The 15880-nt window shown below is 45.1% G+C and carries 11 protein-coding genes; 4 read left to right on the top strand and 7 right to left on the bottom strand.

Features of this window, described 5'->3' with window-relative positions:
• Positions 1 to 50 precede the first annotated feature (50 nt).
• The 6 genes from mfd to ACQ93I_RS01990 form a co-directional block, all read right to left on the bottom strand.
• Positions 51 to 3419 carry a transcription-repair coupling factor gene (gene mfd / locus ACQ93I_RS02015; RefSeq protein WP_431696925.1) on the bottom strand — a complete coding sequence of 1123 codons (3369 nt, stop codon included), beginning with the start codon at positions 3417 to 3419 and terminating at the stop codon, positions 51 to 53.
• 302 nt (positions 3420 to 3721) lie between these two features.
• Positions 3722 to 3898 (bottom strand): hypothetical protein, encoded by a 177-nt coding sequence (locus tag ACQ93I_RS02010; protein ID WP_431696924.1) that lies wholly within the window; start codon positions 3896 to 3898, stop codon positions 3722 to 3724.
• A 243-nt stretch (positions 3899 to 4141) separates the two neighbouring features.
• On the bottom strand, positions 4142 to 4780 hold the full coding sequence (gene pdeM / locus ACQ93I_RS02005) for a ligase-associated DNA damage response endonuclease PdeM (protein ID WP_431696923.1): 639 nt from the start codon (positions 4778 to 4780) through the stop codon (positions 4142 to 4144).
• Between the two features lie 8 nt (positions 4781 to 4788).
• On the bottom strand, positions 4789 to 7293 hold the full coding sequence (locus tag ACQ93I_RS02000) for a ligase-associated DNA damage response DEXH box helicase (RefSeq protein WP_431696922.1): 2505 nt from the start codon (positions 7291 to 7293) through the stop codon (positions 4789 to 4791).
• A 284-nt stretch (positions 7294 to 7577) separates the two neighbouring features.
• The gene (locus ACQ93I_RS01995; protein WP_431696921.1) at positions 7578 to 9167 is read right to left on the bottom strand and encodes an ATP-dependent DNA ligase; all 1590 of its coding nucleotides are present in this window, start codon (positions 9165 to 9167) and stop codon (positions 7578 to 7580) included.
• A 199-nt stretch (positions 9168 to 9366) separates the two neighbouring features.
• Positions 9367 to 10407 carry a ligase-associated DNA damage response exonuclease gene (locus ACQ93I_RS01990; RefSeq protein ID WP_431696920.1) on the bottom strand — a complete coding sequence of 347 codons (1041 nt, stop codon included), beginning with the start codon at positions 10405 to 10407 and terminating at the stop codon, positions 9367 to 9369.
• 239 nt (positions 10408 to 10646) lie between these two features.
• On the opposite strand from ACQ93I_RS01990, the gene ACQ93I_RS01985 reads away from it, so the two are divergent.
• Complete coding sequence (locus tag ACQ93I_RS01985) at positions 10647 to 11072, top strand: TerB family tellurite resistance protein (RefSeq protein ID WP_431696919.1); 426 nt, start codon at positions 10647 to 10649, stop codon at positions 11070 to 11072.
• Positions 11073 to 11135: 63 nt separating this feature from the next.
• On the opposite strand, the gene fbp is transcribed toward ACQ93I_RS01985, so the two are convergent.
• Complete coding sequence (gene fbp / locus ACQ93I_RS01980; RefSeq protein ID WP_431696918.1) at positions 11136 to 12146, bottom strand: class 1 fructose-bisphosphatase; 1011 nt, start codon at positions 12144 to 12146, stop codon at positions 11136 to 11138.
• A gap of 117 nt (positions 12147 to 12263) precedes the next feature.
• On the opposite strand from fbp, the gene ACQ93I_RS01975 reads away from it, so the two are divergent.
• The 3 genes from ACQ93I_RS01975 to ACQ93I_RS01965 are packed head-to-tail and all read left to right on the top strand — an operon-like array spanning position 12264 to position 15848.
• Positions 12264 to 12746 (top strand): N-acetyltransferase family protein, encoded by a 483-nt coding sequence (locus tag ACQ93I_RS01975; RefSeq protein ID WP_431696917.1) that lies wholly within the window; start codon positions 12264 to 12266, stop codon positions 12744 to 12746.
• Positions 12743 to 13993: an aspartate kinase gene (locus tag ACQ93I_RS01970; RefSeq protein WP_431696916.1), complete on the top strand. Its 1251-nt coding sequence runs from the start codon at positions 12743 to 12745 to the stop codon at positions 13991 to 13993. Before ACQ93I_RS01975 ends, ACQ93I_RS01970 begins: the two co-directional genes overlap by 4 nt.
• Positions 13994 to 14018: 25 nt before the next feature.
• A complete protein-coding gene (locus tag ACQ93I_RS01965) occupies positions 14019 to 15848 on the top strand; it encodes a lysophospholipid acyltransferase family protein (protein WP_431696915.1) in 1830 nt (609 codons plus the stop codon).
• Positions 15849 to 15880 lie beyond the last annotated feature (32 nt).

Raw genomic sequence — 15880 nt, 5'->3', positions numbered from 1 at the left:
TGTACTATAATTAGAACACCACCTCTCAAAAATGTCATTTTTGAGAGGTTTTATTCTTCCTCCACCTCAACCATTGTCTTCACATCCAGCGGCTGCAGTACTTTTAAAGCTTTGTCTACCGAAGTCACTTTCTCAAACGTAAGTAATAACCTCAACCCGCTGCGGGTTTTCTTTTCTTTCATCGTACAGCTCTGCGGATGCGTTTGCACGTATTGCAGTACTCTTGTAAAGGCTTTGCTCTGGTAGAAACGCGACTGCTGGTCGGCAATGAAATAGCCTATCAGTTTCCCCTGCTTCATTATTATTTTCTCGACTCCAATTTTTGAGGCAATCCATTTGATGCGGACGCTGTTCAGGAGATCTTCGGCCTGAGTTGGTAGTTCTCCAAATCGGTCTACCAGTTCGGCTTCAAATTTTTGAAGTTCTTCTTCCGTTTTCAGGTTGTTGAGTTGGGTGTAAAGATTAAGTCTTTCAGAAATGTTGTTGATATAATCATCGGGGAACAGCAATTCGAAATCTGTATCGATCTGCGTGTCCTTCACATACTCCTTGTCCTCTTTCTCCTGCTCCTGGTAAAGATCCCTGAATTCATTTTCCTTCAGTTCCTCTATAGCTTCGTTCAGGATCTTCTGGTAAGTATCAAAACCAATTTCGTTGATGAACCCGCTTTGTTCCCCTCCTAAAAGGTCACCTGCACCACGAATTTCCAGATCCTTCATTGCAATATTAAAGCCGCTGCCGAGTTCACTGAACTGCTCCAGGGCAGTGATTCTTTTCCGGGCATCATCGGTCATGGCAGAATATGGCGGAGTGATGAAATAACAAAATGCTTTTTTGTTGCTTCGGCCTACACGCCCGCGCATCTGGTGCAGGTCTGAAAGTCCGAAGTTATTTGCATTGTTGATAAAGATTGTGTTGGCATTCGGCACGTCAAGTCCACTTTCCACTATGGTGGTAGAAACCAGCACATCGAATTCCCCGTTCATGAACTTCAGCATAAGCTGTTCCAGCTTTTTACCTTCCATTTGCCCATGACCGATACCGATCTTCGCATCAGGCACCAGCCTCTGTATCATTCCGGCGACTTCTTTAATGTTCTCTACCCGGTTGTGAATAAAGAATACCTGCCCACCCCGCTGAATCTCATAAGATACTGCATCACGAATGGTCTCTTCTGAAAATCTTATCACGTGCGACTCAATCGGATATCTGTTTGGCGGAGCAGTAGTTATCGTAGAAAGATCCCGTGCCGCCATTAAACTGAATTGCAGCGTACGCGGTATCGGTGTTGCCGTGAGAGTAAGCGTATCGACATTTTCCTTGATGGTCTTCAGCTTATCTTTTACAGCTACTCCGAATTTCTGCTCCTCATCCACAACCAGGAGACCGAGATCTTTAAACTTCACCGCCTTGTTCACCAGCTGATGGGTTCCAATAACAATATCCACCTTTCCGTTCTCCAGCTCTTCCAGGGTGGTTTTTCTTTCCTTCGCTGTCCTGAAACGGTTCAGGTAATCCACAGTCACGGGAAAATCCTTCAGGCGCTCAGTAAAAGTCTTGTAATGCTGAAATGCGAGAATTGTCGTGGGCACCAGCACTGCAACCTGTTTTCCATTGTCTACTGCTTTAAAAGCAGCTCTAATGGCAACTTCCGTCTTTCCGAAGCCCACGTCCCCGCACACGAGTCGGTCCATGGGACGCTCGTTCTCCATATCGGCTTTAACATCAGATGTTGCGGTGCTTTGATCGGGCGTGTCTTCGTAGAGGAATGAGGCCTCCAGCTCGTGCTGTAAATAGGAATCGGGACCATAGGCAAAGCCTTTCTGCAGCCTGCGCTTGGCATATAGTTCAATAAGATTAAAGGCAATGTGCTTGACACGTGCTTTGGTCTTTTGTTTCAGGTTTTTCCAGGCGTTGCTGCCTAGTTTATAGATCTTTGGTGGCTTTCCATCCTTACCGTTGTATTTTGAGATCTTGTGCAGCGAATGTATACTCAGGTACAGGATGTCGCGCTCGCCATAGATGAGCTTGATCGCTTCCTGCTTTTTGCCCTCCACATCGATTTTTTGGAGTCCGCCGAATTTCCCAATTCCGTGGTCAATATGCGTCACATAATCGCCGACTTCAAGATTTGTAAGCTCCTTTAGAGTAATCGCCTGTTTCTTGGCGTACCCATTTTTTAAATGGAATTTGTGGTAACGTTCAAAGATCTGGTGATCTGTGTAGCACACCATTTTTTGGCCTTCAGCAACAAAACCCTGGTACATTGAAAGCACCACAGTTTTATATTTCACCTCCTGGTCAACATCATCAAAAATGTCATGAAAACGCTTCGCCTGCTGTTCACTTACGCAAAAAATATAATTGGTAAAACCGTCTTCGCTGTTCTCCCTAAAATTCTGAATAAGCAGTTCAAAATTCTTGTTGAACGATGGCTGGGGTTTGGTGTTGAAGGTAATTGTTTCAGCAATATCCTCTGGTTGATGGGAATTGGTCACCACCAGCGAATATTCCTGCATCTGCCCCTTCAACAGTGCCGAATTACAGAACAATTCTTCCGGTTCGTTATGTTTTATTTCTTCGGAAAGGTTCTTGAAAGCTTCTTTGGCTTTGCTGAAGAGCTTGTCAATTCGATCATACAGCAAGTCAGGATCCTGACTGAAGATCACCGTTTGATCTGAAATGTACTTTAAAAAACTTTCCCGCACCTCCTGAAGCCGCTTATGCTCCACATTCGGGATTACAGTAATCTTCTTCACCTGATCTGTAGATAGCTGGGCCTCCACATCAAAGGTCCTGATGCTTTCCACCTCATCGCCAAAGAATTCAATCCTGTACGGCTCATCATTACTGAAAGAAAACACATCCAGGATTCCCCCTCGAACTGAAAACTCTCCGGGTTCGGTGACAAAATCCACTCTTTTGAACTTGTATTCGAACATGATCTCATTCACGAAATCTATAGAAAGTTCATCGCTGACCTTGATCTTCAGCGTATTTTTTTCAAGTTCCTTCCGCGTTACTACCTTCTCAAAAAGGGCATCCGGGTAGGTAATTATTATTGCAGGTTTCTTCCTGGAATTGATGCGGTTGAGCACCTCTGCCCTAAGCAGCACATTGGCGTTGTCGGTTTCTTCCAGCTGGTAAGGTCTGCGGTAACTTCCGGGGTAGAACAGTACATTCTTATCACCCAGTAGTTGCTCAAAGTCATTCAGGTAGTAGGCAGCTTCTTCCTTGTCATTGAAGATCAGCAAAAAAGGCTTTTCAGCTTCTTCAAAAGCATTGGCAATGACAAAAGATAGTGCAGAGCCTACGAGGCCTTTTAACTGCACGTGAGTTCGCGGCAGGGCAAGCGCTTTCCCCAGTTCAAGCTGTTGAGCCGACTGTGCAAAGCTTTGGGCAATAGAATTTTTACTCAAAAAATTTATTTTTTGCAAAGATAAAGCTTAATGCTCAAAGGCTAAAGGAGGTGAGTTTTAAACAGAAGTTAAAATACAGTTATGAGTTAGAAAGTTCAGAGTTATGAGTTTAATCTATTGGCCGTTGGCTATTAGGCGTTAGTTCAGTAATATTCCCCGCTGATTTCGCTGATTTTGCAGATTAGATCATACTCTTTTTTGCCTTCCCCTGCCTTAAAGATTGGCAAAAAAGTATTTCCATTTTTTTGTTGGAAATGAAAAGCCAATTTCTCCCTTTAGGGTTGGGGTAAAAAATTGGCTTTTCACCAGGTTCCCATCTCCTTTTCCAACTCGGTATCTGGAATCACCTCACCCCCCTCCGACTGGAGAATTCCCTTTTCCATCTTTTCCATAAAGATCAACCTCTCCATAAGATCATCTATAGAAAATTCATTAGGAAAATTCTCAATTTGCGCTTTTACTTTTTCCTTGTTCAGCATTTTCAGGTAATTTAATTTCAAGATACCAATATCCCTTTCTGATTTCTTTTTTGCTTTACCCCTCCCGATACCTATCGGGACTAAAGGGTGGCAAAAAAGCCTTTGAAATTTTAATTGGAATGAAAAGCCAATTTCTCCCTTTAGGGTTGGGGTGAAAAATTGGCTTTTCATTCCGGTGCCATTCTTTTTGGTTTGAGCACCTGAAAAATCTAATCTGGCTTTGATTCTGTATTCTATTAATCCTTAATCATTGAGACAAATCACTTCCTCCTTCGTCACCACGTAAACCTCATCATCACCCTGCGGAATGAGGATGTGCTTTCCTGTGAATTCGCCGAAGGCGGGCAGGATCAATTGATCTTTAGATTTAAAGAAGCAGGACAGTTTAAGCTGCTGCCTGCCGCGACCTCTAATTTTGACTCCGGGGTGAATGTGTCCCGAAAAGTTGAAGAATCCGGGTCTTTCTTCGGGATGATGGGTGAAGAGGAAGTTTTTCAGCACAATTTCTGGGGTGACAAAAACTCCCAGTGCCTCATATTTAAGCGGTGAAATAATATCGTGGTTTCCTTCCACCAGAATAACTTCAGCAGACATATTTTCGAGCCAGTGCTCAAATAACAGCCATTCCTTATTCAGGGAGCTGTGGAAAAGATCTCCCAAAAATGCTATTTTTGAGGGTTTAAAAAAGGCAATGACCTCATTCATTTTCTGAAAGTTCCCTGCAATTGCATTTTGGGGTACTGCGCTACCAAACTTCCGGAAATGCGACACCTTCCCCAGGTGCACATCACTTATCACCAGCAGGTCTTCCTCCTCCCAGAACATGGCTCCGGATGGATGTAAAGTAAAATTCTGATTATAAAGACTAAGCGTTTTTGTCATTTTTGAAGCTACAGGTCACCCCATTGTGCCATCATTTTTTTAATTCGATCCTCCAGTTTTTCTGAAGACAATTTCTCGCGCATCCTGTCGGTGATGATCGGAAATGCGAAAGGTGTGGGTTTTTCGCATTGTTTCCAAACCAATTTTTGTTCCGAAATGCGCTCCATAGCCATTCTCAACCTGCCCTCTTCCAACTGATGCTCGAATGTTTCCCTAAACGCCTGCTGAAACAATAAATTGTCCGGCTCGTAATCCCTAAAAACACTGAAAAACAGCTGCGAATTTGACTGAAGATGCTTTGTCTTGATCATCTTATTCGGAAAGCCCGTAAACACCATTCCGGCGATTACTGCAATGTCCCTGAATTTTCTTCTTGCCATCTCGGTGGCATTTAAACTTGTTTGCAGGTCATCCATGAGGTATTCCGCAGAAAAAAGGTCGTTATCAAAGACCTGCTGCATATCAATTTGCTGGTCAGACAACAGCTCAAAGCCGTAGTCATTGAAGGCAAGGGAGAAAGTGATGGGCGATAGCAAACTAATCCTGTAGGCGAGCAGACTGGCCATGGCTTCATGAACGAAGCGGCCTTCAAAAGGGTAAAAAATAGCATGGTAACCTTCGCGGGTTTTGAAGGTTTCAATCAGGAATTCATCTTTTTTCGGAATAATGGATTCTCTCTTTTGCCTCTGAAAAATGTTGTGCATCGCCTCAAGCTCAATAGAAGTTTGATTCTTCGCGGCGAGAGACCCCTCGACTTCGCTCGGGGTGACATCGAGTTCAGAAGCCACAAACATTTCCTCCCGCAGCAGCTCACTCATTTGTGCAGAAAATGACATTCTCCCCCCTGCCCAACTCGGGAAACGGGAATTTTTCACCTTTGACTTCTTCACGATCACCTGCATGTTCTTGATCTGGTACAGCTCCAGGTTCTTACCTGCGAAGGTGAAGACGTCTCCCGGATTTAATTTGGAAATGAACCACTCTTCAATAGTCCCAATGTAGCCGCCGCCCAAATATTTCACTGCCAATACAGCATCACTCACGATCGTACCTATCTGCAGCCGGTGCCGCATAGCAATAGCCCGGTTATTGACTTTAAATAAACCATTTTCCTCGATCTCCACCTTTTTGTATTCATCGTAGGCCTGCAGCGTCTGACTCCCCTGAGTGATGAAGTTGAGCAGCCATTCCCACTGCTCTTCGGAAAGCGCCTGATAGCAGAAAGTTGATTTGACTTCGGGCCAGATCTCCTGCGGAAAAAATCCGTCAGACACTGCCAAAGTGGTTAAATACTGAACTAAAACATCGAATGAATTCAAATAAGGGATCCGATCTTCCACCACAGTATTTTTTACAGCTTTTTGTAAAGCTGAAGCCTCAATAAGCTCCATCGCATGGGTAGGTAAAAAGTAGATCACACTTTCCTTGCCCGGCTGGTGTCCGCTTCGTCCCGCCCGCTGAAGAAATCGCGCCACTCCTTTTGGTCCGCCGATCTGGATGATGGTCTCAACCGGCGCAAAATCCACTCCGAGGTCAAGACTGGAAGTTGCCACCACCGCCTTAAGCTGCTCATCCCTTATCGCCTGCTCGACCCACAGCCGTGTATCTTTATTTATACTACCGTGATGCATGGCCAGTTCTCCCGCAAATTCAGGGTACTTCTGAAGTATCCGCTGGAACCAGATCTCGCACTGGGATCGTGTGTTGGTAAAAAGTAAAGTGGTTCTTGAATTCCTAATAATCGGCACCACCTCATCAATAAGATGTAATCCCAGGTGTCCCCGCCAGGGAAAAGTCTCCATCTTCTCCGGAATAATGGACTTTACCGTGATCTTTTTCTTAATATCAGCGCGTATCAAAACAGAATTTTCGAAAGCTTCTGACTCCGGTCCTAGAAGCACTTCCCTTGCCTCCTGTAAATTTCCAATAGTGGCAGAGATCCCCCATATCTTCATTTTTGGAGCCACAGTTTTGAGTCTGGAAAGCGCCAGCTCAATCTGGACTCCACGTTTGGTGCCCAACAGTTCATGCCACTCATCAATTACGATGGCATTGAGATCTTTAAATGTTTTTTCATAGCCTTTGGAGGACAACAACAGCTGCAGACTCTCGGGTGTAGTGATAAGGAGGTCGGGCATTTGCTTCTTCTGGGCCGCCCTCAGTTTCTGGGAAGTATCACCAGTTCGGATTCCAACTGTGAGTCCGCTGCCAATGTCCTGCGCAAAGCGATTTGCCGCCTGCTCTATTTCCACCGATAGTGCCCGCAGCGGTGTGATCCAGATAGCTTTCAGTCCGGGTTTATGTTTGGTTCTATAATCTGGATTTTGCCTGATGTAATCTAGCACGATAGGAATCCAGAGGGCGTAGGTCTTTCCACTTCCGGTGGGGGCGTTGAGGAGTCCGTGCTTCCCGTCTAAAAATGAGTTCCAGGATTCCTTTTGAAAGGCAAAGGATTTCCAGGATTGGGATTTGAACCAGTCGTTGGCGAGTTTTATGAGTTCTCTCTTATTCATGATTCTGCGTGGTTGGAGCTTTGCGTCTTTGGTTTTCAGTGGTTCAAAGAGTGATTCGTGTTCCCAGGGGACCCTTCCGTCTCCGGCTATTCGCCGGATCCACCTTCCCTTAGCAAGGGAAGGAGCTATTTGTGCTACTATTTTTGATTCTACTACACTTCATAATTTTCTAACCCCAATTTCTCACGCAGAACAGCAAAGCTATTCCTAAAGGCTCCCCTCCTTTTTTTAAGGAGGGGTGGATCCGCGGGAGCGGAGACGGGGTGGTCCATCGCACCACAATCTCACTTCGGGATCAACTGCTTCAATTCTTCTATGGTATTCGCTTCTTCTATTTTTTTGTCCTGTCTCCATCTTAAAATTCGCGGGAACCTTGTGGCGACTCCGCTTTTATGTCTTTTAGATTCGGCTATACCCTCGAAAGCTATTTCGAAAACCAGTTCAGGTTTTACTGAACGCACTGGTCCAAAACGTTCCAGGGTGTTCTTTTTTATCCAGGCATCCACCTGGCGGAATTCAGCATCTGTGAGTCCGGAATAGGCTTTGGCGAAAGTTACCAGCTCATCATCCTGCCACAGGGCGAAAGTGTAATCGGTAAAGAGATTGGAACGGCGCCCGTGGCCGCGCATGGCGTAGGTGAGCACGGCATCAACGGTTAAAGGTGCTACTTTCCACTTCCACCAATCTCCCTTTTTGCGCCCCACCAGGTAAGGCGAATCCCAACGTTTGAGCATAAGGCCTTCGCTCTTCACCTCCCTGGCCCGCTCCCGTTCGGCAGTTGCTTCTTCCCATTTGTTAAAGGAAATGGTTTCTGAAAGATGAAAAGGCAGTGCTTCAGTTTTCACCGTGGAATGGAGTTTCTCGAGGATCTGCCTGCGTTCCAAAAATGGCAAATTCCGGATGTCTTTTCCCTCCCATTCCAGCAAATCGTAGGCTTTCAGGATCACCGGGGTCTTTTTCAGCAGGGCTTTGGAAACAGTTTTTCGGCCAATGCGGGTTTGCAAGTCATTGAATGTGCCAATGCCACCTTCAGGAAAGGGCAAAATTTCACCATCTATTACAGTCCCGTCCGGTATGACTTTCAAAAATACAGAAAACTCAGGGTATTTATCGGTTACCAGTTCCTCTCCCCGGCTCCACACAAAGATCTCTCTATTGCGAATCACTACCTGCGACCTTATTCCGTCCCATTTATGTTCAGCCGACCAGTCGGAAGGATCACCAAGATCTTCGGGAGCTCCTTCAATAGCGTATGCCAGGTAGAACGGGTATGGCTTGGAAAGAAAATCTTCTTCATTCTCCTCTAAAATGAGCTTTTGAAAAGTGATTTTTTGAGGATCCCAATCGCCCATCAGCTTATATGCCAGCACATCTTCATCTATTTCTGTAGCTTTTGAGAGGGCACGGGTCATGAGCTTCTGACTCACGCCAATCCTGAAACTTCCGGTAATGAGCTTCGTGAAAACGAAACGCTCGTAATAATTGAGAGCGACCCAGTTCTCATGCAGGTATGCTTTCTTATCTGATTCAGTGGCTGCTTTGAGGTCAATTATTTCCTGAAGGTATTGTGTGAGGCTTTTCTCGCTGGATTCTTCTGCCGGGGGAATTACCAGCGCTATAGTTTCAGCTAAATCTCCCACGATATGGTAAGATTCTTCAAAGAGCCATAACGGAATATTAGCTAGCTCGGCAGCAAATGTCCGCAGCAAAGTGGTGTTCACGGGTCGCGGCGGACGGCGGTGCGAGAGAATTGCTATCGCCCACACCTTATCTTTATTCTGCACCCGCTGAAAATAGCGTGTCAATGCCGCCACCTTCACCGTTGTTTTGTTGGTGCTGTCAAGTTCCCTTATAAGTGCTGCGAATTCGTTCACGTTAGTGATTGGTGATTGGTTAATTGGAAAATTGTTTATTGTTTGTTCTTTACTGTTTACTATTTACTGCTAATTGATTATTTTTCCTGTCTATTTTCTGACTACTGACTACCGACCACTAATCACTTCTTTTAAAATATCCATTATCCGGTAACCCAATCCAAGACCTCACAGGTTTTGAAAACCTTTGAGGTCTAGTTTAATTTTCATCATTTTCTTCTGATTTAGAGTTCATCTCTGCCAACTCCCCTTCATATTGAGTTTCGGCGGTGCGGGCGTCGTAGCCCTGCTCATTTAAAAATCGGCTAAAGATCTCGGAGTAGCCGTGGGTGCAGATCACCCGATCGCAACCTGTAGCTTTAATTGAAGCCAACAATCCCTGCCAGTCGCAATGGTCAGAAAGTACGAATCCGCGGTCGACGGCTCTCCGGCGGCGTGCACCCCTAAAGGCCATCCAGCCACTGGCCATTCCGGTTTCAAAGGGTACCATCTTCCTTATCCACGTACTACCGTGAGTGCTGGGCGGTGCCAGCACCATTCCGCCTCTTAGCTCTTCCTTTTTTGTCTCCCTCGTGATCCTGATGGTTTCAGGAAGATGGGCGAAGGGTCGCACTACTTCAGTCATATTTTCAATGGCGCCATGGGTGAAGATCCTTCCTATAGACGGATCCAAAAACTTCAGCAATCGCTGTGCTTTTCCGAGGGAATAGCCAAACAGCACCGAAGTCTTTCCTTCACTTTGATTTTGTTGCCACCAGGTATTAATATCATTCATCACCTGCTCCTGTGGCAGCCATTTGAAAGCCGGAAGTCCGAAAGTGCATTCGGTGATAAAAGCATCGCACTTCACCGGCTCATATGGAACTGCGAGACCATCGTCTTCGGTTTTGTAATCGCCGCTAAACACCCACACTTCCCCTTTATGTTCTACCCTCACCTGGGAAGAGCCAATAATATGACCGGCCGGAAAAAGCGAAAATTTCACGTTGTTAATGACGAATGTCTCCCCGTATTCCTTTCCGGAAACCTCTATTTCTCCAAGTCGGTGTTTTATAATGGGAACATTGGTGTGGTGGGTGATATACTGCTTATGCCCCCACCGGGAATGATCGGCGTGGCCGTGGGTGATGATCGCCTTGTCTACCGGCTTCCACGGATCGAGATATACCCCTGCAGGTTCGCAGTAGATCCCTTTTTTATCAAAACAAAGCAGCGGTTTTTTCTGATTTTTAAGCGGCATGAATTCAAGTTAGGATTTTTTGTGCAGGGCAGCTGTGGCATTAGGAAAAAATTAGAACTGAAAATGCCATTTTTGAAGGGTTAGCAATTGCGGCGGATAGCTCCCGAAGCCTGCAAAGGCGAGGGACTATGAGCGGAAAGCCTGCCGGCAGGCAGGCGTGGCCCCCGCCCTTTTAGGCGGGGAAACCCCTAATGATAAGAATAAGAGTAAATTGCTATATTTGAGTAAAATATTGTGCTATGTCATTTTCAGATCTTTTTGGAACCGGGGAACACCTCAGGAATCTTGGGCATTTTGCCGCTATTGTCAACCTTGCTGCCGCCGATGGGCCAATTAATGCCAAAGAAGAGGCGCAGTTAAAGCGTTTTGCGACCAAACTGGATATTGCGGAAGAGGAATACATGAAGGTGCTGCAAAACCCAAACGCTTTTCCCATTCACCCCAATAACTCGGTTGAAGGACGGCTGGAGCGACTTTATGACCTATTTAAAATCATATATTCCGATCATGATATTGAAGAGCAGGAAGTGGACCTTCTGAAAAAATATGCCATTGGCATAGGTTTCTCCCAAAAAGCGGCTCAAGACATCATTAAACGCTCTATGGAGATCTTTAGCGGGATGAGCTTTGACGACTACCGCTACCTGCTTAACAGGGAGAAATAATTTAAAGGCAAGACTCTTGGTTCTGGAAAAGCCCCCTTAAAAATGGCATTTTTGAGGCTGCTGTTATTCGGGATTTTTGGCCATGAATTCTTCCACTTTTTCAACCATTTCTTTGTTTCCGCAGAAGAAGGGAACCCTTTGGTGTAACTCTGTAGGTTCCACATCCATAACCCGGCTAAAGCCGTTGCTGGCTTTACCACCGGCCTGTTCAGCGATAAAAGCCATAGGGTTGCACTCATAAAGCAACCTCAATTTTCCCTGAGGCGCATGGGAAGTAGTGGGATAAAAGTAAATTCCGCCTTTGATCATATTGCGGTGAAAATCGGACACCAGCGAACCTATATACCTGGAGGTGTAAGGCCTGTCCTCCTTTTCTTCCTGGCAATATTTGATGTAGTTCTTCACCCCTTTTGGGAAATGTACGTAATTCCCCTCATTCACTGAATAGATACTGCCTTTTTCGGGAAATTTCATATCGGGATGAGAAAGATACCATGACCCCAGGGCCGGGTTGAGGGTAAAGCCATTCACGCCGTGGCCTGTGGTATACACAAGCATGGTAGAAGTTCCATAAACGATATAACCCGCAGCCACCTGTTTATTGCCCGGCTGTAAGAAATCTTCCATCTGCACGGGCGTCCCAATTGGGCTAATGCGCCGGTAAATGGAAAATATTGTTCCTACGGAAACATTCACATTAATATTCGAACTGCCATCTAACGGATCCATCAACACCACATATTTGTTCTTATGATCATTGTTCTGGCCTGAAATGGTGATGAAATCTTCAGATTCTTCGGAAGCAATTCCGCAGACGATCTCCCTGTTAGTAAGGGTTTGGATGAATTTCTCGTTGGCATAAACATCCAGTTTTTGCTGATCTTCCCCCTGCACGTTGGTCTCTCCTGCTGCCCCGGTAATATCTACGAGTCCGGCTTTATTCACCTCGTGATTCACCACTTTTGCGGCAAGCCTGATAGAGTTAATCAATCTTGAAAGTTCTCCCGAAGAAAAGGGAAATTCTGCCTGATTTTCAATTATGAATTCGCCTAACGTCTGATTTTTCTTGACCATTGAAGTAGAAAATGTGCTTTATCAAACAAAACTAAAGTAAATAATTTTAAGTCACTACAACGTTTTCGTAATTTAATCTTAAAATCAAATCTCTACTTTTGCAATCAAACTGCAACTATGAACACCATTATTCGAGACGCAAGAAAAGAAGATATGCCGGCAGTGCTGGAGTTGATCAAGGAACTTGCAGCCTTTGAAAAAGAACCCGATGCGGTAATCACCACAGTAGAAACTCTTGAAAACGAAGGTTTTGGAGAGCATCCGCTCTTTCATGTTTTTGTAGCCGAAGTAGATGGCACAATTGAAGGAATGGCTTTGGTGTACTACCGTTTCTCTACCTGGAAAGGCCGTACCCTGCATCTCGAAGACCTTGTTGTTCGTGAAGAAAAACGCGGTACAGGCCTGGGAAATGCCTTGTACAAAAAGGTGATCGAGTATGCAAAAGCCCAGGGCCTAAAGCGGGTTGAATGGGTGGTGTTGGACTGGAACCAGCATGCGATAGATTTTTACGCCCGCAGCGGCGCCAATATATTGAAGGACTGGTATACCGTGCAGATGGATGAGAACGGAATTACTAAATATGTAGAGACCAACGCATGAAAGTTTTCAAATTTGGAGGTGCATCTGTAAAGGATGCCGGCGGAGTAAAAAATGTGCTGCAGGTATTAGAAGCCGAAGGAACCGCTGAAAAACTCGTGGTAATTTCGGCCATGGGAAAGATGACCAATGCACTTGAAGTTGTTGTAAATGATTACCTTCAAAAAGGGGATTTTAATGATGCGCTTCAGCCTGTAAAGGAATTCCACCGGGAAATTATGCTGGGACTGTTCGAGAACAGGGAACATCCTGCTTTTGTTGCAGTACGACAATTATTTGAGGCGCTCGAGAATTTTCTCCGTCACAACCGCTCTACCAACTACGATTTTGTGTATGACCAGGTGGTGATCTACGGGGAGCTGCTTTCTACTACCATTGTGAGCTCATACCTTTCTTCCTGCGGAATTAAGAACGACCTGCTCGATGCCAGGAACTGTATTTGTACAGACAATACTTACCGCGATGCACAGGTGCAGTGGGAAGAAACTCAGGCACAAATTACTTCGCTGGTGCGCCGGGAAAACCTTTCTATCACCCAGGGTTTTATTGGGGCCGATCCCAATAATTTCTCAACCACGCTTGGGCGTGAAGGCAGTGATTACACAGCCGGAATTTTCGCCTACTGCCTTAATGCCGAAAGTGTGACCATCTGGAAAGATGTGCCGGGGGTGCTCAATGCCGATCCGCGGGTGTTTGAGAATGCGCAGCTGCTGGAACACATCTCTTATGAAGAAGCTATTGAACTGGCATTTTACGGGGCTTCGGTGATCCATCCAAAAACACTTCAGCCATTGCAGCGCAAGGAAATTCCGCTCTACGTGAAGTCATTTCTGAATCCCGTAAATCCCGGAACCGCAGTAAAGAAAGGCCAGCCAATCCTTCCGAAGATACCCTGTTTTATCGTCAAAAAGAATCAGGTGCTTATCTCTTTATCTTCTCTCGATTTTTCATTTATCCTGGAAAAAAATATCAGTGAGATCTTCAGCCTTTTCCATAAATATCAGATCAAAGTTGATCTTATTCAGAATTCTGCCATCAGCTTTTCGGTTTGTATTGACAATAAATTTAATAACTTAGAAAAGTTGTTAAGCCATTTAAAGGCAACCTTTAGGGTGAATTATAACACGGGTGTCTCGCTTTATACCATCCGGCATTTTGATGAGAAAGCAGTGGCCGGGCTGGAGAAAGACAAAAAAGTGCTTCTTAAGCAAATTACCCGGGAAACGGTTCAGCTTGTAGCCATACCCTAGTTTTTTAACTTTTAATAAAAATTAAATGGGAATTGTAAGTGCAAAAGAAGTTGCCAAAGTGATGAATTTAGAAAAATTCGGATTTTTGGGAACTTCTATGGGATGGATAGTTCTTAAAACCACCAAGCTCTCGGTGATCAATAAAGAATACGACAAGCGGAAAGATATGACCGCACCGCAATTCATTGATTCCCTTCTGAAGGCATTCGAGATTAACTTTGAGATTCCCGAAGAAGACCTGAAGCGTATTCCAAAATCGGGTCCTTTTATTACCATTTCCAATCATCCCCTGGGAGGTATAGACGGAATGATACTTCTGAAGCTATTGCTTTCAAAGCGGGAGGATTTTAAGGTAATTGCCAATTTCCTGTTGCAGCGCATTGATCCATTACAGCCTTACATCATGCCTGTGAACCCTTTTGAAGAACACAAGGAAGCACAGAGCAGCACAAAAGGCATCAAAGAGGCTATTTTGCACCTGCGGGACGGGAAGCCACTGGGAATTTTTCCTGCGGGCGAGGTTTCTACCTATCGCGACCACAGGATGATTGTAGACCGGCCGTGGGATCCTGCTGCCATGAAGCTTATACAAAAAGCCAAAGTCCCGGTGATCCCCATATATTTTCATGCGAAGAACAGCACTTTCTTTTACAGGCTTGCATCAATAAGTGATATTCTTAGAACCGCCAAGCTGCCTAGCGAGATGCTATCTCAAAAGAAGCGAAAAATAAAGGTGAGGATTGGTAATGCCATTCAGCCGCAGGATATACAGGAGATCTCAAGCGTTGAATCCCTTACAGCCTTTTTACGCCGGAAAACTTACATGCTGGCGAATGCCTTCGAAAAAAAGCCATTTTTGAAAGGTATTCCGAAGAATTTTAAAATTCAGAAGCCTCCAAAAAAAATTGTGGAAGAGACGCAACTGGATTTGATGATGGCTGAAGTGGAGACCTGCCGGAAACTCGACAAGCGTTTGCTGGAAAGCAAGAATTATGAGGTTTTTCTGGCAAAAAAGGAGATCATCCCAAACATCCTGAAGGAAATAGGGCGGTTGCGGGAAATCACCTTTAGAGCTATTGGGGAAGGCACAAACATGTCTACAGATCTTGACAAGTTTGACGATTATTACTACCACATGTTCTTATGGGATCACGAGGCCAACAAGATTGCAGGTGCCTATCGAATGGGAATGGGGGCCGAGATCTATGAAGAACACGGAATTTCGGGGTTTTACCTGCAGGACCTTTTTAGGTTTGAACCCGAACTGCATAAAATGATGAGCGAATCTATTGAAATGGGTCGGGCGTTCATTACTGCGGAATATCAACAGCGGCCCATGCCGTTATTCCTCTTATGGAAAGGTATTGTACACTGCACTCTGCGATTTCCGAAGCACAAGTACCTGATTGGCGGCGTAAGCATAAGCAATAAGTTCTCGAATTTCTCAAAATCGCTGATGATCGAATTCATGAGGTCGCATTATTACGATCCTTATGTAGCGCAGTACATTAGGCCGAAGAAGGAATTTAGGGTGAAATTAAAAGATGCGGACAAAGATTTTGTCTTTGACGAAACCCAGGCCGACCTCAACAAGTTTGACAAGATCATAGACGAAGTAGAGCCGGGAAGCCTTAGACTTCCGGTACTTATTAAAAAGTACATCAAGCAAAATGCAAAAGTTGTGGCGTTTAATGTAGACCCGTTGTTTAATGACGCAGTTGACGGACTCATGTATATTCGCATAGCCGACCTGCCGGAAAGTACCGTGCGGCCGGTGATGGAAGAATTTCAACAGGAGCTGGAACGCAAGGTTACCGAAATGCGAAAAAAGGAACAGCAGCGTAACCAGGAATAGCCTAAATGCCCGAAGCCGGTTGGAATTGGCTT

Origin of the sequence: Salinimicrobium sp. WS361, from assembly GCF_050750585.1 — a bacterium.
In the GTDB taxonomy this organism is placed as follows: Bacteria; Bacteroidota; Bacteroidia; order Flavobacteriales; family Flavobacteriaceae; genus Salinimicrobium.
This window is presented reverse-complemented; position numbering and strand designations above follow the sequence as displayed.

Coding starts and splice junctions, on each gene's coding strand:
- ACQ93I_RS01965 (WP_431696915.1), top strand. CDS start 14,019: ATGGGAATTGTAAGTGCAAAAGAAGTTGCCAAAGTGATGAATTTAGAA.
- ACQ93I_RS01970 (WP_431696916.1), top strand. CDS start 12,743: ATGAAAGTTTTCAAATTTGGAGGTGCATCTGTAAAGGATGCCGGCGGA.
- ACQ93I_RS01975 (WP_431696917.1), top strand. CDS start 12,264: ATGAACACCATTATTCGAGACGCAAGAAAAGAAGATATGCCGGCAGTG.
- ACQ93I_RS02010 (WP_431696924.1), bottom strand. CDS start 3,898: ATGCTGAACAAGGAAAAAGTAAAAGCGCAAATTGAGAATTTTCCTAAT.
- ACQ93I_RS01990 (WP_431696920.1), bottom strand. CDS start 10,407: ATGCCGCTTAAAAATCAGAAAAAACCGCTGCTTTGTTTTGATAAAAAA.
- ACQ93I_RS01985 (WP_431696919.1), top strand. CDS start 10,647: ATGTCATTTTCAGATCTTTTTGGAACCGGGGAACACCTCAGGAATCTT.
- ACQ93I_RS02000 (WP_431696922.1), bottom strand. CDS start 7,293: ATGAATAAGAGAGAACTCATAAAACTCGCCAACGACTGGTTCAAATCC.
- pdeM (WP_431696923.1), bottom strand. CDS start 4,780: ATGACAAAAACGCTTAGTCTTTATAATCAGAATTTTACTTTACATCCA.
- fbp (WP_431696918.1), bottom strand. CDS start 12,146: ATGGTCAAGAAAAATCAGACGTTAGGCGAATTCATAATTGAAAATCAG.